The organism is Polycladidibacter stylochi (assembly GCF_001562055.1).
GTDB classification, from domain to species: Bacteria; Pseudomonadota; Alphaproteobacteria; order Rhizobiales; family Stappiaceae; genus Pseudovibrio; species Pseudovibrio stylochi.
The window spans coordinates 199295-223220 of record NZ_LLWE01000027.1; the positions used below are offsets into that span (position 1 = coordinate 199295).

Below are 23926 nucleotides of genomic sequence, written 5' to 3' on the forward strand. Positions count from 1 at the left end.
TCCATTGTTGTGCTATATGTAAAAGAACATAGAGTACAAATGGGCGTAGGATATGGTTGAGAGCAAAGACGAAGAGCGCAACCGCTTTACAGCACGTATTGGCCGCTATGCAAAAGTTGGTGGAAACCTGAGCGGGGTAGCGGCCAAAATGGCGGGTGCCAAGCTGTTTGGCTACGAACTAGATTCGGCTAAAAACGCCGCAGAAATCGCCGAGGCATTGGGAGGCCTGAAAGGGCCCTTGATGAAGGTTGCCCAAATGCTGGCAACAATACCCGATGCTTTGCCCCCTGAATACGCTGAGGAACTGGCCGCATTACAAGCGGATGCCCCGCCCATGGGCTGGGCTTTTGTCAAGAGGCGCATGCAAGCCGAGCTTGGCACCAATTGGCAGGCAAAATTCGCCAGTTTTGAGCACCATCCAGCTGCCGCCGCATCTTTGGGGCAGGTTCATAAAGCGGTTAGTCATGACGGTGATACGCTGGCTTGCAAGTTGCAATACCCTGACATGGATAGCGCTGTTGCTGCAGACCTTGCGCAAATGCGTCTTGCTTTATCGGTCCATAGGCGCATTCAAAGTGTTGTCGATACATCGCAAGTGGCAGAAGAAATTGCAGCGCGGTTGGTTGAAGAACTGGATTATGACCGCGAAGCGCGCAACATGTTGGCCTATAGTGATATCTTCAGCCAAGATAACGAAGTATCTGTTCCGCAATATCATAGAGAACTTTCGACGGGCCGCTTGCTAACTATGAGTTGGTTGGAAGGGGCGCGAATCCTCACTTTTAAAGAAGCTTCGCAAGAGGTTCGTAACGAAATTTCACGCATCATGTTTAAGGCATGGTGGTATCCGTTTTCGTATTTCGGCGTCATTCATGGCGACCCGCATTTAGGAAACTATACTATATCGGGCGATGAGCCGGGAGCACTCGGCCTCAACCTACTTGATTATGGCTGCATTCGAATATTTGAGCCCTCTTTTGTTGAAGGGGTTTCCATGCTTTACCATGGGTTATTGCAGAAAAAAGACGAGATGATTGTTGCCGCCTATGAGTTGTGGGGCTTTGAAAACCTTGATCGTGAACTGATTGACATATTGAATATCTGGGCACGGTTTATTTATGGGCCGCTTTTGAATGATAAAGTGCAAGCGTTGGCCGAAGGTGTTTCTGCCGCTGATTATGGCCGTCAGGAAGCATATAAAGTACATCAAGCACTCAAGGCCAAAGGGCCGCTGACTATTCCTCGTAGTTTTGTTTTTATGGATCGCGCTGCTATTGGTTTAGGCGGAGTGTTTTTGCATATGGGGGCTAAGTTAAACTTCTATCAGCTGTTTAATGCTCAAATAGAAGAGTTTGATTTGCATAAGGTAACAATGCGACAAAAACAGCTGCTCGAAAAGCATGGGCTTGAGAATGGCTAATGAGGAATGCAACTTTAGTTGCAATATACTTGATTGCCAGCTGATAAACGTAGGAGATATACTAGAGGTCAGGATTTTAGCAGGTAAGGGGAGTAATTATGGTAGAGCAAAACGATGTTTCTCAAATGGATTACAATGCGCATGAGCAGACCTATACTAGCTTTATCAAGCTCACTAAGCTTGGAACCATTACTCTACTAACTGTTGTTATTTGTCTGGCACTTATTGGCTTTGGTGGTGGCGCAGGCGCACTATTGGGCAGCTTTCTAGTTATTCTTTGTCTTGCCGCTTTTATGGTGGGCATGGCAGTTAAAAATAAACCAGCGCTGATTCCCTTGGGAGTCCTGGGATTAAGCGGGTTGTGTTCAGTTATTCTCTTGGGTTAATGAATCAAAGAGTGGCCACTTAGGTCATTATTGTCGTGTCACCCAAGAGTTGTATCATGCGAGCGGGCGTCAAACAAAAGGCAGCACAAAACTGCGGATTGTTAATAGTACTATTATTCTTGAGCTTGTGTTTGTCACAAGCAAATGCTCGCGAGGCGTACCGCCCATATAAAGACCGCCTCTTTGCATATCCGGGAATTTTAGAGGTTGGCTACAACGGCGATTACATACTTGTTGACTACCAGATCGAGAGAGATATCTATCAACGCGACTATGTGGCTGAGCAAGAAGTACATAGCGAGTATATATCTCTCAAACCCAAATGGGCGACGCGTCAGGTATCGATGCAATTGGCAGGGGTGCATCTGGACCACCGCCGTGTTGGACAAGTTACTAAGAAAACTCGCCAGATTGTGTTTTTTTTGCATGGTAAGGGAGGTGATAGCCGTTTGGGAATGAGCGATTACCGGTTTGGCGGTAATTTCAACCGCCTTAAAAACCTGAGTTATCGCAATGATGGGGTCTATATAACAGCGGACTTTACGGACTTTGGTAATAACGGTGCTGCTCAAGTGTTGGAGCTAATGCAGTATTATGCACGAAAAGCCCCGCAAGCAAATATTAGTTTAGCCTGCGCAAGCATGGGGAGCCTTATTTGTTACCAAATGGCAAATAACAGTCAGGCCCTTCAATATCTTGATGCTATGATAATTTTGGGTGGGGCCAATCATAGAGCGCTGTATCAATCAAAATTGTTCGAAAAGCGCATTCCGGTGGTGATTGCACATGGAACGAATGATCGTGCTTACGATTGGAAACAACAATTTAATCATTATGCAGCCTTTAAGAAAAACAATCCAGCATATCCGGTGCGATTGACCTTATTCAAAAATGGTTCGCACGGAACGCCAATCCGTATGATAGATTGGCGTTTAACTTTGAATTGGCTTTCAAATGCAGCGCCTAAATAGACTGCCGGTTTAATAAAACCTAGCTTGCGTTTAGTGGCGCAGAACTTGTGTGCATGGTGCGGTTTAAACCCGCTTTGGCCTCGGTGTTGTTTTGATCCAGATGCAAAGCGCCGCGATATGACTTTCGGGCGTTGGAAATTTGGCCAAGGGCTTCTTCAGCTTTACCCTTATTAATCCATGCAACGAGAAGACGATTATTAATTGTCAGCGCTGCGTTATAATCGGCTAAGGCGGATTTATAGTCTTTCCGTTGATAGTAAATCGCCCCCCTTGCGATCAGCGGAGAGTAAGCGCGGGAGTTTAAGCCAATTGCTGAGGAGAAGTCATTTAGCGCAGCTGATTGCAGCCCTTGAGCCTGATAAATCAAACCACGGTTGTGGTAGGCGCGTGCGTCTCCCTTATTCAACCGAATAATACTGTTAAAATCTCTCAGCGCTGCACTATACTGCCCTAAGTCGCGGTAAGTATTGCCGCGCCCATTTAGTGCCAAAATGTAGTTAGGACGAATGCGTAACGCTGCATTGTAATCGGCAAGAGCTTTGCTGTTATTGCCTTTCCGACGCTCGGCTAAGGCACGGTTCGCATAGGCTTGGTAAGAATTCGGGTTGATTTTTAAAGCTGAATTGAAGTCTTCGATTGCATCGTCGAGACGGCCAGCTTTCGCATATGCGATGCCGCGGGTATTATAAACATTCGGGTCGTGTGGAGCAGCTTCGACGGCATCTGTTAGACTGCTAATATTTGCACGGGACCCCACATTGCGGTCAATGGGGATATCTCTATATGAAATTCCTGAGGTGCTACATGCCCCTAAAAATGCTGTTAGGACGAGGATGCCCAGAGTTTTTTTTCTATAATAATTTTTCAGCCCGAACCGCATTGCGGCCTCCGTATTCAATTACCCGCTTCAATGCATGCCTAAACACTTAAGCAATTTTGTGTCGCCATGGCTATATATCAACAATAGCTTGCGTCGGGCACTGTTAGTTAAATTATCATATAAAACAACAAACGGACCAACTGGTTCCCCAGTTCGTCCGTTGTTTTAAGTGATATTCTGGCGAATCATCAGGGTGCGATTAACGACGACCTTTGCCCACCAGAAGACCTTCGCGTTGTGCACGTTTACGTGCAAGCTTGCGAGAGCGGCGAATTGCTTCGGCCTTTTCGCGAGCTTTCTTTTCAGAAGGCTTTTCGTAGTGACCACGAAGCTTCATTTCACGGAAGATGCCTTCACGTTGCATCTTTTTCTTAAGCGCTTTTAACGCTTGATCGACGTTATTATCGCGAACGAGAACCTGCACGCGCTATCCCTTACCTTTCGGCAGCCTGAGAAAAACCCAAGCTGTTGGCTAAATTAGATTGAGTACCTACGGGTACCAGCGAAGATATGAAGCAACTGCTTCAAAGCTGCTACACCGTTTCTTGTGGTGGGTTCCTAGCAGAATGAATTTATATTGTCCACCATCAACAATAAGAAATAGAGGTTTTGAGCAAATCTTCTCGCAAAAATACACGATGACTGTGACTCTAAGTGTATTCTAATGGTAATTTAGTGGTGTTTTTAATTTCTTCCATAACAAAACTGGAGGAAACATCTGACAATGAAACACGCGAGATTAGTGTCTTATACAGATGGTCATAGGCGCGCATGTCGGGAATCACTGCGTGAAGTATATAATCTACATCACCACTCATGCGGTACATGCCAATAATCTCAGGAATCGTTGTAACCGCTTTTTTAAAGTCCTCAAGCCATTCAGCAGAGTGTGTTTCAGTTTTGACTGCTATAAATGCGGTAAGCTCCAGGTTGACCTTTTGCCGATCAAGATGAGCAACTTTCTCGATTATATAGCCCTCTTGCTCAAGGCGTGTAAGTCGTCGCCAAATGGCATTGCGCGATAAATTAATTTTATCCGAAAGCTCCGCGAGTGAAAGCGTAGCATCATCTTGGAGTGCATTTAGCACTTTCTTGTCTAATTCATCTAACAAAACGTATGTTACTCTGTGTAATTTGGGACGATAGTCTCGAAAATATAAACTATTGCGGGAAAAATGGGAAGAATAAAATGCTAGATAATGTATTTTGATATGAATCAATATTAGGGAGGGGTTATGCGAGTTAAAATACTGGAATTGTTTCGAGCGCATCCAAGAACGGTTAATGAGAGTTATTTAGAGCATGCTCGCTTTGCTAGCTCGATTGGGTTGAAATTGTTGTTTGCGGCCCTGGCTGCATTTATCCATGCATTATTGCCATTTTTATTTGAAAAAACTGCAAGTCAGATAATCATTCAACTTTATGATAGGTTTAGTAACCGAGGGAAATCTAAGTAAAGCTACTGGGTGGGCTTTTATTTGCCGGGGTTAAAAAATGTGTTATTGCTCTTGAAGTAACGCAGGTGATGCAATAATGCCTGTTGGCTTGCTGTGGTGCTTATTGCGAAGAACGCTTTGCGTAAGCTAGGCAGTAATATCGCTACAGTTTCAGTTTTATAGACTATTGCTGACGGGTTCTCTTTCAGCATCTATTTCCATTTAGGAGCCATAACCATTATGACGCCGGTCGACAAAACCAGCGCAACCGATAGTTCCGCTTTGTGGTTGCAAGAAGGAAAAGCAACGCTGCTATTGGGCGTTCCATTGATTGGTGCGCAATTGGCACAAATGGCGATTAATTTTACCGATACCTTGATGATCGGCTGGCTCGGTGCGAAGGAGCTTGCAGCTTCAGTTATAGCTCTGCAGCTGTTTTTCATCGTGTTTTTGGCTGGCCTTGGTGTCTTGCAGGCCGTTATGCCTTTGGCTTCGCGTGCCGTTGGGCAGGGGGATGTGCGCGGCGTTCGACGTGCTTCGCGAATGGGTATTTGGGTTGCCTTAAGCTACACCACTGTTGCCATGTTGGTTTTATGGCATGGAGAGCAGATATTTGTACTTGTCGGTCAAGATCCTGAAGTTTCGAAAATTGCCGCAAGTTATTTACAAATTGTTCAATGGTCGATGTATCCGGGTTTGCTTGTGGTTGCAATTCGCTGCTTCTTGACAAGTATTGAGCGGGCGCAAGTGGTTCTTTGGGCAACTGTTGCCAGTGCCCTATTGAATGCTATTTTTGATTATTTACTGATCTTTGGTCACTATGGCTTTCCCAAGCTTGGGATCTTGGGTGCAGGTATAGCTTCGGTCGCCACAGCTACATTTTCATCTCTGATTTTAATTGGCTATGTTTATATAGATCCGCGCTCAAGGCAATACGAGTTGTTTGTCCGCATTTGGCGCGCTGACTGGAATGCCTTTGCTGAAATATGGCGCTTGGGCTTGCCAATTGCACTTACAATAGTTGCTGAGGTTGGGTTGTTTGTTGCTGCAGCCTTTATGATGGGGTGGATAGGAACCATAGAGTTGGCAGCGCATGGCATTGCCGGGCAGTTGTCAGGCATCGCCTATATGATCCCGTTGGGGCTTTCGAATGCCGCAGTCGTGCGTGTTGGTCATGCGGTGGGACGCAATGATCCTATGGCGATTAAAAGATCTGGTTGGGTTGCCATAGGCCTTGGTGGCTGTATTGCAGCGCTTGGCGCACTACTCTTTTTAGCCGCGCCGGAAACTCTTATTGGTTTCTACCTGGACCCCTCAAATCCCGAGGCTGCTCAAGTAATGAAAATAGGGGTGCCTTTGGTGTTTATTGCCGCTGTATTTATGGTTTTTGATAGTATCCAAGGCGTTGCTGCAGGTGTTTTGCGCGGTATGTCGGATACGAAAATGCCGATGCTTATCGCAGTTTGCGGTTACTGGGTTGTTGGTATCGGCTCCTCTTATGTATTGGCATTTGTTTATGATTGGGGGCCGGAAGGTATTTGGTGGGGCTTGGCAAACGGCTTGGCGTTTAGCTCGGTCTTCTTACTCTCCCGATTTATTCGGCGTGACAAGCTTAATCTTATTAAGCCATAGGCATAGAAAAACCGCTTACTGCGGTTTTTCTGGTTTTTACAAGTTAGCTTAGCGGGCTAAGGCGGTTTACGTGGCCCATTTTTCTGCCATCGCGTATTTCTGCCTTACCATATAATGTAAGCTTCGCGTTTTCTTCTTGTAAGATCGACTTCCAGCTCTTTGCATCATCGCCAATAAGGTTTTCCATGATGACATTGGAATGCCGTGTGGCTGATGCGAGTGACCAGCCGGCTACAGCGCGAGCGTGCTGCTCAAATTGCGATGTTATGCAAGCATCTTCTGTCCAGTGACCAGAGTTATGAACTCTTGGTGCAATTTCATTTACCAAAAGTGATTGCTGGCCGTCACCATCGACTACGAAAAACTCTACCCCCATCACCCCAATATAATCTAAAGAGGTTGCAATAGTTTCTGCCATGCGTTTCGCTTTTTGGGCACAATCACTATCGATGTTTGCGGGGACACTGGATGTTTTGAGAATATGATTCCTGTGATAGTTTTCAGTAGGATCATAACAGGAAATTCGGCCATCCAAACTGCGGGCAACAATTACAGAAATCTCTTTGTCGAACTCGATGAGGCCTTCAAGAATTGCAGGTTGATTGCCGAGTGCTGCTAATGCGCTTTGCGCTTCATCTACAGAGTGGATCATGACTTGGCCTTTGCCGTCATAGCCAAATCGGCGCGTTTTCAAAACGCCTTTTCCACCAAAGCGGGTAAGACTCTCGTTTAAGTCGGGCAGGCTGGTAACATCAGCAAATGGTGCTGTCGCTACACCCGCACGCGTTAACAGAAATTGCTTTTCTGTCAGTCTATCCTGTGAAACCTTAAGCGCCTTAGATCCAGGACGAACAGGAACGCGGGCTTGTAAAAACTCTGCGGTTTCAAAGGGGACATTTTCAAACTCGTACGTTACCACAGAGACTTGATCTGCAAATGCTTCTAAGGCGTCTTGGTCATCGTAGTTTGCAATGGTTGTAAGTGTTGCCACATCAAAAGCGGGGCTATCGACATCAGGGCAAAAAATATGGGTTTTCAGCCCTAGCCGTGCAGCTGCTGTGGCAATCATACGGCCCAGTTGCCCCCCTCCCAATATACCTATGGTTTCACCGGGCTTTAATATGGCTGACATGATTTCTTGACCCTATTTCTTAGTATTTGTTAATGGGTTGCAATCACTACGGATTGTTAACTGGAATTTCAGCGACAGATTGTGTTTGCTTTGTGCGCCAGTAGTCTAGATTTGCGGCTACGCTCTCATTTGTCAAAGCTAAAATTGAGGCTGCCATAAGTGCAGCATTTACCGCACCAGCTTTACCGATAGCTAATGTACCGACTGGAATGCCAGCGGGCATTTGCACAATAGAGAGTAAGCTATCTTGTCCTTTAAGGCAGCGTGATTCAATTGGCACGCCGAAAACTGGCAGGGGCGTCATGGCTGCAGTCATACCAGGCAAGTGGGCAGCACCACCAGCGCCGGCGATAATTACTTTATAGCCACTATCCTTAGCCGTTTTGGAAAAATCATATAGGCGCTCAGGTGTGCGATGGGCTGAGACAATCATAGGTTTATGTGTTATGCCAAGTGCATCAAGAGTGTCTGCAGCATGTTTCATCGTTGGCCAATCAGACTGACTTCCCATAATAATTGCAACATCGGAAACTTGAGCGTTTGTCATGATTGTCTCCTTGACATAAATGCTTGCCTATAATTGAAAATAACTTCTTTTAGTGAAGAAACTAGCGTTATTCAGTAAAGCAACCCAGATTACTATTGGATGTTTCAAGTCTTTCCGATTAATGCGACTGTTTAGATATTGCAATAGTTTGTTGTGGGTTCTTTTGTAGCAGCTAGAATCTTTTGTGGGATATTTCTAACTGCTGATTTTTAAAGAGACTGGAAATGCCTTAGCGGTAAAAATAATACGGTTATGCAAACAGAAGTTGTATATTGCCTGCAAAAAACACCTAATCATCGTTCGACAAGCTTTTAAAAAAATGTCACACTCCAATTGTGATCATAATAAGCAGGAGGATTTCGCTTCATGTCCATCCAAGCTCACCTGACTGAACTCGAGCGGCGTCATGCAGATATGGAACGCGCTATACAGTCAGCTTTGAACAGCCCATCATCTGACCCTTTGCATATCAATGAGCTGAAACGCAAAAAACTCCAACTCAAAGACGAGATTACCAAGTATAAAGATTCAAGGCTCGATTCTTAATCTGAAATGATAATCGGCCAATGTAAGCGTCATTGTTATTCAATGGCGCTTTTTCATAGGCAAACTCATATGCCGCCTAAGTAATCTACCCACCAGGAAAGTAACGGTTATTATCCTTTGAGATATATTATAGATGCGGGGGATACTGTAAAATTATAAGTTTTGTGGCATTTTGTATATTTTATAGTAAATGGATATAAAAATCTCATAATAATTACTGTTTACTTTTGTTGTACTTGGTAAAGGTAATTTATATTGTATTTATCCAATTGAAATTATGTAATTTCTGTATAATCTATTATAGTTACTATTTATTACTGAGGGGTGACAATATGACCATCTCTAAACACTTCCCAAACATTATCCAATACTTATAAGATCAATTCGGGTTGGAGAATTGCGCCTGATACCAGCAGGCGGAGGTGCAAAATGAGATGGAATAGTAAGCTTCAAAGCAGGCGCTCTGTAATGCTTTATGCAACAATGGCTTTTTTTGCCATCCTGTTGCTTGCTGTCATTGTGTTTTCTATGACACCGCAGTTCCAGTATGGGCAACAGTGGCTATTTGTACTTATTTTGTTGCCAGTGATTTTTCAGCTTTATAAAGCACGCACTGTGTTATTTACCCATCTTAGATCTCATTGGTTGCAATGGGCGGTTGTGATCTTTGTGATGAGCTCCCTTTTGCTGCCGACTACTTTCAATGTTTGCAGTTTAGGGCGCACAGCGAATACGACAGGAACCAGTTTTAGCTGCTTTCAATGGCCATTTAAGAAAGTTGTCAATCTACCATATAGAAAACAGTTTATTGGTGGCTACCCGCAAGCAAAAGAGACTACACAAATGAGTAGACTTGGCCGTATTGCGCTGTATTCAAACGCCCAAAAGTTGTTGTGGAAGATTAAAGAGAGGCCAAGTGAGGCTCTTATAAGGAGCTGTTCGCTCTCATCCGGCGAAAAGGCCTTCAATGCCATCGTGAATTAGTTTGATCGAGACGACAAACAGGCATGTGTATGTGATTTTATAGAACAGCTTTTGGTTTATGCGCTTTACAATTCGATATCCTGCATAAGTTGCCAGCGGGGCAAATGGCAGCAGGATGATTGATGTGCTCAAGTTCGTACTGTCAAATTGGCCCATTATAAAATATGGTATTAGCTTAAGTGCGTTCACTATTGAAAAGTATAGCACTGAAGTTCCAGCAAATATAACGGGCGGAAGTTGAAGTGGTAGGGTGTACATCTGGTAGGGGGGGCCGCCAGCATGACTAATAAAGCTGGTAAAACCGGATAAGCCACCCCAAAGTAATGCCTTCTTCGGGTTATGCCCCTTTGGTTCTTTGGGTAATTTTCGTTTAAGCCAATGATTTAAGATAAAGTAAAGTGATAGGCTTCCAATAATCAATCTTATATGGGCATCGGTTACGTAGGCAGCTGTCATCCAGGCAAAGATAATACCAAGAGTACTGGCAGGTAGTATTAGCTTGAGCGTATGAGAATCCCAATTGCCGCGATAGGATAACAAACCCACAATATCCATAATAACGAGTATGGGTAGGAGAATGCCTGCAGCTTGAACTGGCGATATGGTCAAACTCATTAAGGGCACTGCGATTAGTGCAATACCACCTCCAAGCCCTCCCTTAGAAAAGCCAGTCAATATGATAGCTGGTATTGCTACTAGGTAAAAATAGGGGTCAGTTATTGGATGCATAAATATAAACCTTTTTCTACCGTAGTAAGATAAATTTATCGAAATATCCATGGAAATAGGTGGGTACTCACCAGAGGGCGTACTCCCTTTTTCTAATTGGGTTTCTTCTTGGTTTACGGCACTTATCTGTAGATTATAGTAATTATATATCAGAGCGCTTTGGGGCTGTGGGAGGATACCAAATGACCAGTCGCTATCAAGAAGTCTATAATAACTGGCAAGCTAAGCCCTTGGAGTTCTGGGAAGAAGCTGCAAAGGCCATTGACTGGATAAAACCTTGGGAGAAGGTTTTTGACGAAAATGCAGGTGTCTACGGGCATTGGTTTGCTGGTGCACAGTGTAATACGAGTTACAATTGCTTGGATCGACATGTTGCTGCTGGCCGCGGCGAGCAAGCGGCATTGATTTACGATAGCCCGATTACTGACAGCAAGCAGACTTACAGCTATGCACAAATGCTTGATAAAGTTCAGCTTATGGCAGCAGCGATGCAAGCGCAAGGGGTTGGTAAAGGAGACAGGGTTCTCATTTACATGCCAATGATTCCTGAAGCAGCCATGGCGATGCTGGCCTGTTCGCGCATTGGTGCTATTCACTCGGTCGTTTTCGGTGGATTTGCGGCCCACGAACTGGCAACGCGTATAGATGACGCTAAACCAGCAATTATTGTTTCTGCATCTTGTGGTATCGAGCCTGGCCGCGTAATTGCCTATAAACCATTGCTTGATGATGCTATCGCACAATCCTCTCATAAACCTCAGGCCTGTTTGATTCAGCAACGCGACACGTTGAAGGCTGAACTTACAAGCGAGCGTGACTTTGATCTCGCCGCGGAAATGGCGAAGGCTGATGCCGAAGGCCGACGTGCTGAGTGTGTTGCTGTTGATGCGAATGACCCGCTTTACATTCTTTACACCTCCGGTACCACAGGCCAGCCTAAGGGTGTGGTACGCGATACCGGCGGACATATGGTTGCGCTACACTGGACCATGAGCAACCTCTATGACATTAAACCGGGCGAAGTTTTCTGGGCTGCTTCCGATGTGGGTTGGGTGGTTGGCCACTCCTATATTGTTTATGCACCACTGCTTTTAGGCGCAACAACCATGTTGTATGAGGGCAAGCCAGTCGGTACTCCTGATGCCGGTGCATTCTGGCGGGTCATTAGCGAACACAATGTTGTATCGCTGTTCACTGCGCCAACCGCTTTTCGTGCAATCAAGAAAGAAGATTCCGAAGCGAAATTCTTGGCGCAATACGATATCAGTTGCCTTCGCTCTCTTTTCCTCGCTGGGGAAAGGGCTGACCCTGACACCATCACCTGGGCGGAAACCGTATTGGGCGTTCCTGTATTGGATCATTGGTGGCAAACAGAAACGGGCTGGTGCATTTGTGGTAACCCACTTGGTTTGGGGCAATTACCTGTAAAGCTAGGTTCGTCCACCGTGCCAATGCCGGGTTACGATGTACAGGTGCTCGATGATGCAGGTCACCCTGTTGGTGCGGGTGAGCTGGGCAATATTGCGGTGAAGCTACCTCTACCTCCGGGGTGTTTGCCAACTCTTTGGCATGCCGAGGAGCGCTTTAAAGAGGCTTATCTAGACGAGTTCCCAGGCTATTACAAAACATCTGATGCAGGTATGAAAGACGAAGATGGCTATCTGTTTATTATGTCCCGTACGGATGACATTATTAACGTGGCTGGTCACCGTCTCTCAACAGGTGCGATGGAAGAGGTGCTGGCTTCGCACCCAGATGTTGCCGAATGTGCGGTCATTGGCATTAGCGATAACCTGAAGGGCCAACTGCCTTGCGGCTTCGTCGTGCTGAAGTCCAACGTGATGCGTGAACATGATGAAGTTGAAAAAGAACTCATCAAATTGGTGCGCCAACAAATCGGTCCTGTTGCCGCCTTCAAACTGGCCATAACCGTTGAGCGTCTGCCAAAAACACGTTCTGGTAAAATCTTGCGCGGAACCATGCGCTCAATTGCAGATGGCCAAGACTACAAAATGCCAGCGACGATTGATGATCCTAGTATTTTGGAGGAGATCGCCGCGGCAATTGAAGAGCATAAGGTGCCTAAAAGCTAGGCATTAAGCAGAGTAAAACCAAAAGGGTAGGCGCATACGCCTACCCTTGACACTTTCAGTTTGCTTTAGGTGAGGCTTTCGTTAATCGCTTGCGCACCCTCTTTAAATTGCATTTTCGCTAGCTTGGCATAGATGCCATCGTGTTTAACAAGTTCCGCATGTGTACCTGCCTCGACCAGCTTGCCACCATCAATCACCAAAATGCGATCTGCCTTGAGAACTGTGGAAAGCCTGTGGGCAATAATGAGGGTCGTACGACCAATCATAAGTTGGTCGAGCGCTTTTTGAACCAGCTTTTCACTTTCAGCATCCAAGGCGCTGGTGGCCTCGTCCAATAGCAGTACGGGGGCGTTCTTCAGCAATGCCCGGGCAATGGCGATTCGTTGGCGTTGGCCACCTGACAATGTCATGCCGCGTTCACCCACAATGGTGTCATAGCCCTCTGGTAAAGCACTGATGAAATCGTGAGCTAAGGCATGCTTAGCAGCTTGCTCGATGTCGGCTCGCGTTGCTTCGGGGTTCGCAAGGGCAATATTTTCAGCAATGGAGCTGCCAAAAATCGTGGTGTCTTGTGGCACAAGGGCAATTTGGTCGCGCAAGTTTTGTGGCGAGAGCTGGTGCAGTTTAATTCCATCCAGAGCGACATACCCTGTGTTGGGATCGTAATAGCGCATGAGCAGTTGGAACAGGGTTGATTTACCTGCACCACTAGGGCCAACCAACGCAATAGTTTCCCCTGGTTGAATTGTTAGGGACATATTGTTGAGAATGGGCCGCTGCCGCGCACCAGGATATGCAAAGCCAACCTGCTGGAACTCGATATTACCTTTTGCCGGTGTTGTAAGCTGCTCTGGCTTGGCTGGCGCGGTAATGCTGGAGGGTAGGGCAAGTAATTCGGAAAGTCGCTCGGCAGCGCCTGCTGCTTGTGTAAGCTCACCCCATACTTGGGATAGCTCGCTAACGGCACCGGCTGCCATGATCGCGTAAATCAGGAATTGGGTGAGTTCACCGCCACTCATATCATTTGAAACGACTTCACTCGCACCTACCCACAAGATACCCACAATACTAGAGGCAACAACAATAATAATTGTGCCGATTAAAACGGAGCGGGCACGAATGGCATGAAGTGATGCTGCGAAGGCTTCTTGCGTTTTACTGCGAAAGCTTGTGGTGGCATACTGTTCATTATTATAGGCCTGTATTGTTCGCATTCCCGATAGCACTTCACTGGCGTTGGCCATGGCAGTCGCGAGGCTATCTTGAGCTGTGCGACTGCGAGATTTTAACATCCTGCCAAATGCTAAAAGGGGCAGTACAATGCAAGGTATGGCAATGAGTGCAATGAACGATAAATAAGAGCTGGTTATAACCATCATGGTGATGGCACCAAGTAAGGTAAGGAATTGCCGAAGAGCAATGGAGGCACTGGCACCGAAGGCCGATTTGATTAGTGTGGTATCGGCGCTCAAACGCGAGACGAGTTCCCCAGACTTTTCCTTGTCAAAAAAGTCTGCTCCTAGTGTTGTCAGGTGCTGGAAAACATCAGCTCTCAATTCCTGCACAACGCGTTCACCGATCCACATGACAAAATAGTAGCGCAGTGAACCAGCGATAGCCATGATGATGATCACGGCGATGATGAGTGAAAAATAATCGTTGATGTGACTTGCACTGCTTGAAGAAAAGCCATTGTCAATCATCAGCCGAATACTGACAGGTAAGACAAGTAGAACAGCCGCAGCGGTAACCAAGGCCAAGAGCGCCGCGATCACTTTTTTCCGGTGTTTTGCAAGATAGGGTATGAGTGTAAAAAGCGGAGAGAGTGTTTTTCGCGATTCCTTAAAGGTATCTGTTTGTGTCATTATCAAATGGCCTTTTATACTTAAAAGTATGGGTAATTTCACAGATTGGCAATAAAAGGGCTTTTGACAAGGGCTAAACGACTATTTCTCTTGTTCTTGCCCTCTTGTTTCCCAGCAAATGATGCGGTATAGACCCTGCACGATTTATTGCTGTGCCCGAGATGTGGCGCGGCGTTGCTAGCTAATGCGCAGGTGGCCAGCCTGACTCTAAAGTTGAGATAGTGCGGCCCTCGCTGAAAGGAATGGCCATGAAAGAGGGTATTCATCCCGACTACCACGCTATTAAAGTGGTAATGACAGACGGAACAGAGTTCAACACCCGCTCTACCTACGGTAAAGAAGGTGATTCACTCCAGCTCGACATCGACCCTAACTCCCATCCAGCTTGGACTGGTGGTGACCGTCAGTTGATGGATCGTGGTGGTCGCGTATCTCGCTTCCAAGACAAGTTTGCAGGTTTCTTGGGTAAATAAGCCAAACCTGATGACTATTAAAAAGGCTCTGCAAGAAATTGCGGGGCCTTTTTAGTTTGGGTCCTTTGACTTCTCATCTTTAAATGCAGAGGCGATTTTGCTTTGTTGCCTGTGTAATGGGTTTTCAGGCTGTGTAGGCAACTGATGGTTTTTGCTTTGCACAATAGCCTGATCGAGAAGTTCGATACGCCCTTGTAAATATGAGGCTTGATTGATGAGTTGCTGGAAGCGTTCTGGTAGTTTTCGCCAATTACTAATGGTTTCTGGAGTCATTGGACTGGGTAGTTTGACTTGGCGCGTGTTTTTTGCAGCCTCATTTTGATCCAGCTCACCTTCTAGTACAGCCCTTTGCAGAAGCAGCCAAGAAGCCATCTGCATCAGCCTTGTTGTGAGACGCATGGACTCAGTTGAATATGTGAGTGCAACTTTAGCTTCTAGTTTTCGTGATTCTTTTTTCCCCGCACCATCCAAATAGTTTGCGGTTTCCTCAATAAGGTCCATGCCTTGATGGAAAAGATCCATGAAACTTTGAGAGGCCATGAGCCTTTGCCCAAGGAAAGTGGGTCTTATCGGGTATTGTGAGCCAGTTTTTTTGGGCATGTCCATCTCTTAGGCCACGAGCGCTTTAAAATAGTGCTTTCTTCATTCGATCTAATGATTGTATAGGGTACAATTGCACTTTTGCCCGCTAATAAGTAAGACCAGATTTTATATTGGTATAAATATACAGTTTAGTTGAAGTTGATTATTTGTATTAATGGCAATTTTATTTATTAACTATTAGCCGGTAACTAATAGTAGTTCAATGTCATCCTTATGTGAATCTCTAACTTTGCGTGGGGGTGAGCGTATTAACTTTTAAATAGTTCTTGAGCAGCACTATGGTGCTTCTTCTTCTGGTTCATGCTCTCTTTTGTTCTTTCAATTTCCTGTCCTAAGATTTGCAAGCGTTCTTGTAATTCTTCAATTGAAAAACCTGACAGATCTTGACCACAAATTGTTTCGTGCAGTGGTTTTCGGGGTGTTTCATCAAAAACTGACATGGCACTACCTTTCACAGAATTGCCTAACCATAATGCGCTTCTTTCCCCGCTTTTGTCCAGCTAGCGCTAACATTGAAACTAAGTTAGCTAGGTTAACAAGAGATTGGCTTGTGGAGGGTTTAATGAAAGCGGTTGTTTTTGATGGGTTTGGTGGTCCGGAGGTTCTGGCAATGCAAGAAGTGCCAAGACCAGAGCCGAAAGAGGGAGAAGTTCTTATTGAAGTAATGGCTGCAGGTGTAAATCGGCCAGATGTTTTGCAACGACAAGGTGTTTATCCGGCACCATCAGGGGCTTCGCCACACCCGGGACTTGAGGTTTCAGGTGTTGTGGTCAGCGTCGGTAGTGAAACAGATACGCACTGGCTGGGGCAGCAGGTTTGTGCGCTCGTCTCTGGTGGAGGCTATGCACAATATGTCACCGCACCAAGTGGACATGTACTTCCCGTTCCAGAAGGGGTAAACTTAGTTGATGCTGCTGGTATTGCTGAAACCTTTTTTACAGTTTGGTCCAATGTTTTTGAACAGGTAGAACTCAAAGAGGGAGAGAGTTTCCTCGTTCATGGCGGCAGTTCGGGAATAGGAACCACAGCGATACAGCTAGCAAAGGCGTTTGGAGCGCATGTTTATACAACTGTGGGCAGCGATGAAAAAGCGGCGGCAGTTACTGCGTTAGGAGCTGATTTTACAGTAAATTATAAAAAATGCGATTTTGCTAAAGAGATACTTGGGATTAGTCAAGGCCGTGGTGTTGATGTAATATTGGACATGATTGGTGGCGATTATATTGATAAAAACTACAAGGTCGCTGCCCTGGGGGGGCGTATTGCGCAAATTGCCGCACTAAAAGGCCTTGGAGAAAATGTAAATATTGCCCGCTTAATGGTTAAGAGGCTTGTTCATACCGGTTCAACATTACGACCACGCTCTGATGAGTATAAAGCGCAAATAGCGCGGGAATTACGCCATAAAGTATGGCCGCTTTTTGCCGAGGGGAAGATTCGTGTTGTTGTTGATCATGTATTTTCGCTGGAAAATGTTGTTGATGCACATCGGCATATGGAAGCAGGAAACCACATTGGCAAGATACTGTTAAAAATGCCTTGATATGATTGGCTGAATGTGGGAATAAGCGTTTATGACGCTATCGCGGTTGAGACAATTTGATTTCCAATGTTTCCCAGCGTATAGTGCGGCTAATTCCCCTAAAATTAAAGGAATCTGGCTTCGCCTAACGGATAGGACGGTGGAGCGTACAGGAGGGTTTTATAAATGGCCAATGCGCCGTTAATGCCAAAAGCCACAGCAGTATGGCTTGTCGATAACACAGCCCTTGGCTTCGACCAGATCGCAGCTTTTTGCAAGTTGCATCCCCTTGAAGTTAAGGCAATAGCTGATGGAGAAGCTGCTCAAGGTATTAAGGGTATGGATCCGGTACTTGCCGGGCAGTTGACGCGTGATGAAATTGAAAAGGCGCAAGCAAACCCGACATACCGTATGAAGGTGCTGGAATCTAAGGTAAAGTTGCCCGAGACCAAACGTAAGGGGCCTCGTTATACGCCTGTTTCCCGCCGTCAAGACCGCCCGAATGCTATTTTTTGGCTGGTTAAAAACCACCCAGAGCTACTTGATGCACAGATTGTGCGTCTTGTTGGGACCACAAAACCAACAATTGAAGCCATTCGTGAGCGTACGCACTGGAACTCGGCAAACCTAGAGGCTATGGACCCGGTGACACTTGGTTTGTGCTCACAAATTGAGCTGGATATGGCAGTTGAAAAAGCAGCGAAAAATGCACCTCAACGTCTTGTAAGCGAAGAGCCTGAAACATTGCTGTCGATTGACGAGACCACCAGTGAAGATGCGATGGCAGCCGCATTTGCAACTCCAGCGCCGAAGTCCGCTCCTGAAGAAGAAATCGACGCTGACGCTGTTTTTGCAAACTTCAGCTCTATGGAGAAAAAAGACGAAGACGAAGATTAATTTCGCAAGTCGAGCGTCTTAAACAAAAACCCCGCTGTTTTGCAGCGGGGTTTTTCTATGGCTAATTTCGTATTGGCTAGGCGGGAAACTGCTTTAACGCTGTGTCAGCTTCAGCTCGATACGGCGATTTTTTGCCAGAGCTTGTGGTGTGTCACCTGTTGCTCTTGGTTGATACTCGCCAAATCCTGCCGCTACCAGCCTGTTGGGCGCAACTCCTTTAGAAATAAGGAAGCGAACGACCGAGATTGCACGGGCAGCAGATAGCTCCCAGTTGTTACGGAAACGGCCTGTGCCAGATAGAGGACGGTTATCGGTGTGACCATCCACGCGCAAAACCCAATTAATCCCCTCGGGGATTTGCTTTTCCAGCTCAATGATTGCTTCCGCTAGAATATCCAGCTGGGCGCGTCCTTCCGGGTTGATTTCGTCATTACCAGATGAGAACAACACTTCGGACTGGAAGACAAATCTATCCCCTACAACTTCAACATCAGCACGTTTGGCGAGAATTTCTCGCAAGCGGCCGAAAAAGTCGGAACGATAGCGCGAAAGCTCTTGAACGCGCTGTGCAAGCGCTACATTCAGCCGCTTACCTAAATCAGCAATTTTGGTTTGGCTCTCTCTGTCGCGGCTTTCTGAAGCCTCCAGAGCATCTTCAAGGGCAGCAATTTGCCGTCTTAGTGCCGATATTTGCTGGTTGAGCAGCTCTATTTGCGCCATAGCACGGGCACTGACAGACTTTTCGCTCTCCAGTTGGCCGCGCAGCGCTGCCAGCTTCCCGTCAGCAGCATCCAGGTTGCCAGAATGGTCGTTTAACAAGCCTTGTAAGTGGTCACGCTCAGCGGTTGTTTGGTCCAGATTGGTTTGCAATGAAGAGATTGTGGACTGCAAATCACCCACATTGGCTTTTTGTAGTGCCAAAAGTTCTGTCAGCTCCGCGACTTGCTGATTCAAGCGGTTTAAAACACTGTCGCGCCCACTTAATTGCTGGCTTAAGAAAAACTGGGCAATCATGAAAATTGAAAGCAAGAAGATAAAGACCAGCAGCAATGCTGACATAGCATCAACAAAGCCTGGCCAATAATCTTCTGAATTGCGATCTCTACCGCGACCACGAGAAGACATGGATTACTCCTTACCTTGCTCGAGACGGTCGCTTAAGGACTTTAAAAGGCGCTCAACACGTCGTTGTTGCATGGATTGCGCTTCTGCCCAATCACGCATCATTTTTTGCTCTGTGCGAACGTGCTGCACCAATCCTTGTATGCCTTCTGCCAAGTTGCCCATGGCAGCACTGGTGGTATCACCGGTATTGCCAGCCTCGAGCGAGCGGGTGATACGCTCAAGGGAATAGCGAATGTCAACAGATGTGGTTTCACCCGTTGTATCATTGGGGTCAATGTCAGTGAGCGTTGACAACCAATCTTCAAGCTCCTGATAGAAACGGTTTTGTGCTTGTCCGGCTTGCAAATCCAAAAAGCCGAGTACGAGCGATCCGGTAAGGCCGAGCAATGAAGATGAAAACGCTATGCCAAGACCCGACATCTGAGCTGTGATACCTGAAACGAGGTCTTCAAAAATCACTGTGGCATCAGAACTGGATGCATTGAGCGTTTTAACTGTTGTTGCAACGGCGGAAACGGTTTGCATCAAACCCCAGAACGTTCCCACCAGTCCCAGGAATACGAGAAGTTTGGTAAGGTAGCGGGTAATTTCCCGGCTTTCATCCAAGCGCATGCCAATTGATTCAAGCATGGAGCGCATGGTGGTGGGTGACAAAACCATATCGCCGGCTTTGTTGCCCAATAAGGTTGCCATTGGCGCTAACAATACAGGGGGGCGGCGAACTTCTAGGCGCGGGTCCCCCATTCGAAAGCCGTTGACCCAAGAAACCTCGGGGAAAATACGGATAACTTGTCGAAAGCTTAAGATAATCCCGAGGACACCCACGCTGAAAATCAGCCCGTTGAGTGCTGGGTTTGCCATGAAGGCAGCGCTGAGCTGAACCATTAATACAAAGGCAATAAACCCTGTCAGGATGAGAAAGATAATCATGCGCCACATATAAACTTGTGGGCTAGATAAACTGTATGGATCGTAATCGCGTGCCATTGGCCAGATTGCATCACTATTTGTTAACGATACATCTTGATAGCGCGATTTCCGGTCTTTTGGAAACCGGAAATCGTCATTTACTGGCAATTCTCGTGTATGAGAAATAACTTCCCTAAGGGTTCCTCTGGGAATTAACTGCGGGCTTTCGCCAATAACTCGCGTAATTGTAAGTGGGTAAATTCATTACCAGCTACAATAGAATTGCTATCAAACATCTTGTCTTTACCAAGTGAATCACTGACATAGCCACCCGCTTCACGAATCAGCAAGATACCTGCAGCCATATCCCATGGCTTCAAACCGTTTTCCCAAAACGCATCTAGGCGCCCTGCGGCGGTCCAGGCAAGGTCAAGCGAGGCGGCACCACAGCGGCGAATACCGGCAACCTCTCCCATAACATAGCGGATTTCTTTCAAGGCGCGGCCGTGATCACCCACACCAATAAAAGGAATGCCAGTTCCAATGAGGCAATCTGGTAAGTCTTTACGGCCAGCAACACGCAAACGACGGTCGTTGCAAAATGCGCCGGAACCTCGTTCTGCTGTGTAAAGTTCGTCCATAATCGGATTGTAAATCACTGCGGCAACGATTTGCCCTTGGCGCTCTAGAGCGATGGATACAGCAAAAATCGGAATACCATGCAAAAAGTTGCTTGTGCCATCCAACGGATCAATGATCCAGCGGTGTTGGCCATCTTTACTTTCAATCTCGCCGCTTTCTTCCATCAAGAAACCGAATTTCGGGCGAGCGCGGCCTAGTTCTTCACGTAAGATTTGCTCAGCCTTCATATCTGCTTGCGATACAAAGTCGCCAGGGCCTTTACGGGAAACTTGAAGGTTCTCCACCTCACCAAAATCACGAGCAAGTGAGCGGCCCGCTTTGGTGGCTGCCTGAACCATAACGTTGAGAAGGGCGGTACGCGCCATTATCACCAATCCTTTTGGGTTTTTGTACCAGCTTTGCAGGTACGCACCTTGTTTTTATTTGTTTGTATCAGGGCAAGATTAATAGCTTGCCCTGAAATCACAATGAGTTTTTAGCTGCTACTGATTAGGATTCAGCGCGGCGAACGTATTCAACTGTTTCGGTGTCTACCACGATCTTCTCACCGGTGGTGATGAAAGGTGGTACCATGCAGCGTACGCCGTTTTCCAGCTTGGCAGGCTTATAAGAGGAAGACTGGGTTTGCCCCTTAACAACAGCGTCAGCTTCGATAATTTCCAATGTAACGTGCTGAGGCAGAGAAATGCCAATTGGCTTTTCCTCGTGCAGTTCAACAGTTACCATCATACCGTCTTGTAAGAATGCAGCGCGTTCGCCAACAAATTCCTTTTGCAGCTCTAGCTGCTCGTAGGTATCGGTATCCATGAATACCAGCATGTCGCCTTCTTCATAGAGGAACTGGAAGTCTTTTTGTTCCAAGCGTACACGCTCAACACTTTCTGTCGCGCGGAAACGTTCGTTCAGTTTACGGCCATCAAGGAGATTTTTCATCTCGACTTGTGCAAATGCGCCGCCTTTGCCTGGCTTAACGTGCTGTACTTTTACAACCGCCCACAGGGTGTCTTGGTGCAAAAGAACATTGCCCGGCTTAATTTCGTTACCATTCAGTTTCATGGGTTCACCCTATGATCATCAAAGTTGCTGATTAGGTCACTGTGTTATTGCTCGTGTCGGCGAACACGTTCTAGGACCTGCATATAAATCTTGTGGTCTGTGCACCATAAAATCGAATAGGTTTCAAGAAAAAAGAGACTATTGAAGTGTAATCTTCGTAAGTAGCCCCCGATTTCAACGCGAAACGACAAGGTACAGAATGGCGATGAGAGCTAATTGGCAACTCTTGCTGTGCGCGCCAGTAACTTTGCTAACTGTGCGGCTCTCTTTCCAGCTTGTTCTTGTTCCGCAAGTGAAAGTGATTTTGCAACTTCCTCAAGTTCACTGTCCATAATACCTAGAGAGTTGGCGTGGGTTTGCCATGCGGTGGCTTCGATTATATTAATGGGCCGACCGCGACCTTTTAAATAAATATGGGCAAGACGGTTCATTGCGATGGGGTTGCCAGCGCGTGCTGCCCGTTCAAACCAGTCTGCGGCCTTTTTTTCATCGGGTACAACACCTTCACCCTTGAAAAGCATGATGGCATATTGAACTTGTGCTGCAATGTTTCCTCGCCGCGCTGCACGGCCAAACCAAAAGGCCCCGCGACGATAGTTGCGTTTGTCTTCAGGTCCTTCAACAAAGTCCTGCCCCAAAGCATACATCGCATCAACATCGCCTGCTTCGGCTGCCTGTTCCATAAGTTTACGTGCTTTGTCTATGTTTTTGGGTAATGTATCGCCTTCCTCATAAAGGATGGAAAGGTTGTAGAGCGCAGACGGAATTTTTGCATCCGCTGCAATTTGTAAATACTTGGCGGCTTTTTGTTTGTTCTGTTTTATTTGTGAGCCATCAAGATACAACATCGCGAGGCGCAGCGCAGCTTGAGGCTCTCCAGTAGAAACGGCTAGCTCGTACCAGTCAACAGCTTTGGTGATATCTTGCGGAACGCCGCGACCGGTTTCGTAAATAACACCTATCAGTGTTTGAGCCGTTGGCTGGCCAGCTTCAGCTTGTCTTGTCGCCAAGGCAAGGGCTGTTAAATACCAACCGCGCTGGAATGCACCATAAGCAAAATCGGCATTTTTGTTTTTATCGGCTTCACTTGCTTTATATGGGGGGAGTATTGAGAGGGGAGAGAGCAATAGCCCGCGATGGTCTTTTTGCTTTTGCACTTGCTTTGGGGCAGTTAGTACCGGTCGGCTTTTCGGTGTCGGCGGCACAATAGGTGCCGCAAAACTCAAATGCGTCATTGCAATCGAAGCGATGCTAATTGCCAATAAGCGGATGCCCTGCAAAATTAGTCCTCCACTTCAGCTAGGGTATATGTTTGCAGTACTGCGTTGATTTGTGCTACCGCCTGTTCGGGGCCTCCAGAGTGGTCCCAGACCGCCTCGCGCACGGCAATGAATTCTGCACCTGTTTGTGCTGTGGTTGCAATAGAGTCAATATGGGTGCCAGCTAAAACAACGCAAGGGGTTTCAAATACTTCTGCCCACCAATTACCGAAATCAATTGATTTTTTATGTGGTTCAGGTTCTTGGTTGAGTTCCAACATGCCAAAGAAGATATAGTCGATACCCATAGAAGCAACGACCATTGCATCATGACGGGTCTTTACCCCACCGAAACCAATAATGCGATCTTCATCAAATGTGCGAATAGTGGCTTCTAAAAGTTCTTGGTCTTTGGAAATGTGTAGGCCATCAGCACCGCTACGCCCTGTCACTTGAGTGTTGTTCTCAACGAGCACAGCACAACCAGCCTCTTGTGCAATCGGCACAAGCACCTTTGCAGCGGCTTGTAGTTCGCTCTCATTGGCTTCAGGCATGGAAAGCAGCAAACTGGCCACATCACCACCTTGTAATGCGGCGCGCAGTTGCTCTGCGAATGTGTCGAGCTCGAATTTTGGTGGCGTAATAAGATAGAGACGCGGATGCACGGTGACTGGCTCCAACATGATTTGGTTTAGTCTGCGTAAAAGCAGCACATACTTATTGAGTAGTTGTAAACAGTCTTGCGATGGGAAATTCAAGAGATAAATAAAAAAGAGGGGCAAGAATGCCCCTCTGTCGACAAAACAAAGGTTATTTTGT

General features: G+C 46.5%; 26 protein-coding genes. 11 read left to right on the forward strand and 15 right to left on the reverse strand.

The genetic code is table 11. The features are described from left to right. The first annotated feature begins 52 nt into the window (after window positions 1-52). From AYK67_RS12170 to AYK67_RS12180, 3 genes are all read left to right on the forward strand, one after another. Window positions 53-1420, forward strand: a complete 1368-nt coding sequence (locus AYK67_RS12170; RefSeq protein WP_068087033.1) for an ABC1 kinase family protein — start codon at window positions 53-55, stop codon at window positions 1418-1420. Window positions 1421-1518: 98 nt separating this feature from the next. Then, entirely contained in the window at window positions 1519-1806 is a 288-nt protein-coding gene (locus tag AYK67_RS12175) for an aa3-type cytochrome c oxidase subunit IV (RefSeq protein WP_068087035.1), read from the forward strand. A gap of 131 nt (window positions 1807-1937) precedes the next feature. Beyond that, on the forward strand, window positions 1938-2777 hold the full coding sequence (locus tag AYK67_RS12180; protein WP_162265105.1) for an alpha/beta fold hydrolase: 840 nt from the start codon (window positions 1938-1940) through the stop codon (window positions 2775-2777). Between the two features lie 19 nt (window positions 2778-2796). On the opposite strand, the gene AYK67_RS12185 is transcribed toward AYK67_RS12180, so the two are convergent. From AYK67_RS12185 to AYK67_RS12195, 3 genes are all read right to left on the reverse strand, one after another. Next, window positions 2797-3534, reverse strand: coding sequence for a tetratricopeptide repeat protein (locus AYK67_RS12185; protein ID WP_208976289.1), 738 nt, complete (start codon window positions 3532-3534; stop codon window positions 2797-2799). 322 nt (window positions 3535-3856) lie between these two features. Beyond that, window positions 3857-4081 (reverse strand): 30S ribosomal protein S21, encoded by a 225-nt coding sequence (gene rpsU, locus AYK67_RS12190; RefSeq protein WP_068087043.1) that lies wholly within the window; start codon window positions 4079-4081, stop codon window positions 3857-3859. Between the two features lie 226 nt (window positions 4082-4307). Continuing rightward, entirely contained in the window at window positions 4308-4769 is a 462-nt protein-coding gene (locus AYK67_RS12195; protein ID WP_068087046.1) for an Lrp/AsnC family transcriptional regulator, read from the reverse strand. A 123-nt stretch (window positions 4770-4892) separates the two neighbouring features. On the opposite strand from AYK67_RS12195, the gene AYK67_RS12200 reads away from it, so the two are divergent. Continuing rightward, on the forward strand, window positions 4893-5114 hold the full coding sequence (locus AYK67_RS12200) for a DUF6356 family protein (protein WP_068087049.1): 222 nt from the start codon (window positions 4893-4895) through the stop codon (window positions 5112-5114). A 219-nt stretch (window positions 5115-5333) separates the two neighbouring features. Next, window positions 5334-6725 (forward strand): MATE family efflux transporter, encoded by a 1392-nt coding sequence (locus AYK67_RS12205; RefSeq protein ID WP_068087052.1) that lies wholly within the window; start codon window positions 5334-5336, stop codon window positions 6723-6725. A 43-nt stretch (window positions 6726-6768) separates the two neighbouring features. Here the strand turns inward: AYK67_RS12205 and AYK67_RS12210 are convergent, their stop codons facing one another. Both AYK67_RS12210 and purE read right to left on the reverse strand, forming a co-directional pair. Then, window positions 6769-7857 (reverse strand): 5-(carboxyamino)imidazole ribonucleotide synthase, encoded by a 1089-nt coding sequence (locus AYK67_RS12210; RefSeq protein ID WP_068087057.1) that lies wholly within the window; start codon window positions 7855-7857, stop codon window positions 6769-6771. Between the two features lie 46 nt (window positions 7858-7903). Then, window positions 7904-8404: a 5-(carboxyamino)imidazole ribonucleotide mutase gene (purE, locus tag AYK67_RS12215; protein WP_068087060.1), complete on the reverse strand. Its 501-nt coding sequence runs from the start codon at window positions 8402-8404 to the stop codon at window positions 7904-7906. Between the two features lie 366 nt (window positions 8405-8770). On the opposite strand from purE, the gene AYK67_RS12220 reads away from it, so the two are divergent. Together AYK67_RS12220 and AYK67_RS12225 are read left to right on the forward strand one after the other, a co-directional pair. After that, a complete protein-coding gene (locus tag AYK67_RS12220) occupies window positions 8771-8950 on the forward strand; it encodes a YdcH family protein (protein WP_068087061.1) in 180 nt (59 codons plus the stop codon). Between the two features lie 468 nt (window positions 8951-9418). Beyond that, window positions 9419-9934 (forward strand): hypothetical protein, encoded by a 516-nt coding sequence (locus AYK67_RS12225; protein ID WP_068087063.1) that lies wholly within the window; start codon window positions 9419-9421, stop codon window positions 9932-9934. Here AYK67_RS12225 and AYK67_RS12230 read toward each other — a convergent pair. Then, window positions 9896-10663 (reverse strand): sulfite exporter TauE/SafE family protein, encoded by a 768-nt coding sequence (locus AYK67_RS12230; protein WP_068087322.1) that lies wholly within the window; start codon window positions 10661-10663, stop codon window positions 9896-9898. The genes AYK67_RS12225 and AYK67_RS12230 overlap by 39 nt on opposite strands. 182 nt (window positions 10664-10845) lie before the next feature. On the opposite strand from AYK67_RS12230, the gene AYK67_RS12235 reads away from it, so the two are divergent. Then, on the forward strand, window positions 10846-12756 hold the full coding sequence (locus AYK67_RS12235; protein ID WP_068087065.1) for a propionyl-CoA synthetase: 1911 nt from the start codon (window positions 10846-10848) through the stop codon (window positions 12754-12756). A 65-nt stretch (window positions 12757-12821) separates the two neighbouring features. On the opposite strand, the gene AYK67_RS12240 is transcribed toward AYK67_RS12235, so the two are convergent. Then, a complete protein-coding gene (locus AYK67_RS12240; RefSeq protein WP_082735789.1) occupies window positions 12822-14621 on the reverse strand; it encodes an ABC transporter transmembrane domain-containing protein in 1800 nt (599 codons plus the stop codon). A gap of 248 nt (window positions 14622-14869) precedes the next feature. On the opposite strand from AYK67_RS12240, the gene rpmE reads away from it, so the two are divergent. Further along, window positions 14870-15094 (forward strand): 50S ribosomal protein L31, encoded by a 225-nt coding sequence (rpmE, locus tag AYK67_RS12245; RefSeq protein WP_068087326.1) that lies wholly within the window; start codon window positions 14870-14872, stop codon window positions 15092-15094. 51 nt (window positions 15095-15145) lie between these two features. Here the strand turns inward: rpmE and rcdA are convergent, their stop codons facing one another. Both rcdA and AYK67_RS12255 read right to left on the reverse strand, forming a co-directional pair. After that, complete coding sequence (rcdA, locus tag AYK67_RS12250; RefSeq protein ID WP_206597538.1) at window positions 15146-15694, reverse strand: protease adaptor protein RcdA; 549 nt, start codon at window positions 15692-15694, stop codon at window positions 15146-15148. A gap of 251 nt (window positions 15695-15945) precedes the next feature. After that, on the reverse strand, window positions 15946-16137 hold the full coding sequence (locus AYK67_RS12255; protein WP_156453143.1) for a DUF1192 domain-containing protein: 192 nt from the start codon (window positions 16135-16137) through the stop codon (window positions 15946-15948). 122 nt (window positions 16138-16259) lie between these two features. Here AYK67_RS12255 and AYK67_RS12260 point away from each other — a divergent pair, with 122 nt between their 5' ends. After that, on the forward strand, window positions 16260-17240 hold the full coding sequence (locus AYK67_RS12260; protein WP_068087071.1) for an NAD(P)H-quinone oxidoreductase: 981 nt from the start codon (window positions 16260-16262) through the stop codon (window positions 17238-17240). A 165-nt stretch (window positions 17241-17405) separates the two neighbouring features. Next, window positions 17406-18116 carry a DUF1013 domain-containing protein gene (locus AYK67_RS12265; RefSeq protein WP_068087075.1) on the forward strand — a complete coding sequence of 237 codons (711 nt, stop codon included), beginning with the start codon at window positions 17406-17408 and terminating at the stop codon, window positions 18114-18116. Between the two features lie 93 nt (window positions 18117-18209). On the opposite strand, the gene AYK67_RS12270 is transcribed toward AYK67_RS12265, so the two are convergent. The 6 genes from AYK67_RS12270 to AYK67_RS12295 form a co-directional block, all read right to left on the reverse strand. After that, on the reverse strand, window positions 18210-19241 hold the full coding sequence (locus AYK67_RS12270) for a peptidoglycan -binding protein (RefSeq protein WP_068087078.1): 1032 nt from the start codon (window positions 19239-19241) through the stop codon (window positions 18210-18212). 3 nt (window positions 19242-19244) lie between these two features. Further along, complete coding sequence (locus tag AYK67_RS12275) at window positions 19245-20228, reverse strand: flagellar motor protein MotA (RefSeq protein WP_068087329.1); 984 nt, start codon at window positions 20226-20228, stop codon at window positions 19245-19247. A gap of 134 nt (window positions 20229-20362) precedes the next feature. Beyond that, the gene (locus AYK67_RS12280) at window positions 20363-21157 is read right to left on the reverse strand and encodes an inositol monophosphatase family protein (protein WP_068087081.1); all 795 of its coding nucleotides are present in this window, start codon (window positions 21155-21157) and stop codon (window positions 20363-20365) included. Window positions 21158-21281: 124 nt separating this feature from the next. After that, window positions 21282-21848: an elongation factor P gene (gene efp, locus AYK67_RS12285; RefSeq protein WP_068087085.1), complete on the reverse strand. Its 567-nt coding sequence runs from the start codon at window positions 21846-21848 to the stop codon at window positions 21282-21284. 212 nt (window positions 21849-22060) lie between these two features. After that, window positions 22061-23128: a tetratricopeptide repeat protein gene (locus AYK67_RS12290; RefSeq protein ID WP_068087090.1), complete on the reverse strand. Its 1068-nt coding sequence runs from the start codon at window positions 23126-23128 to the stop codon at window positions 22061-22063. Between the two features lie 2 nt (window positions 23129-23130). Then, entirely contained in the window at window positions 23131-23889 is a 759-nt protein-coding gene (locus tag AYK67_RS12295; RefSeq protein WP_208976290.1) for a thiamine phosphate synthase, read from the reverse strand. Between the last annotated feature and the right edge of the window lie 37 nt (window positions 23890-23926).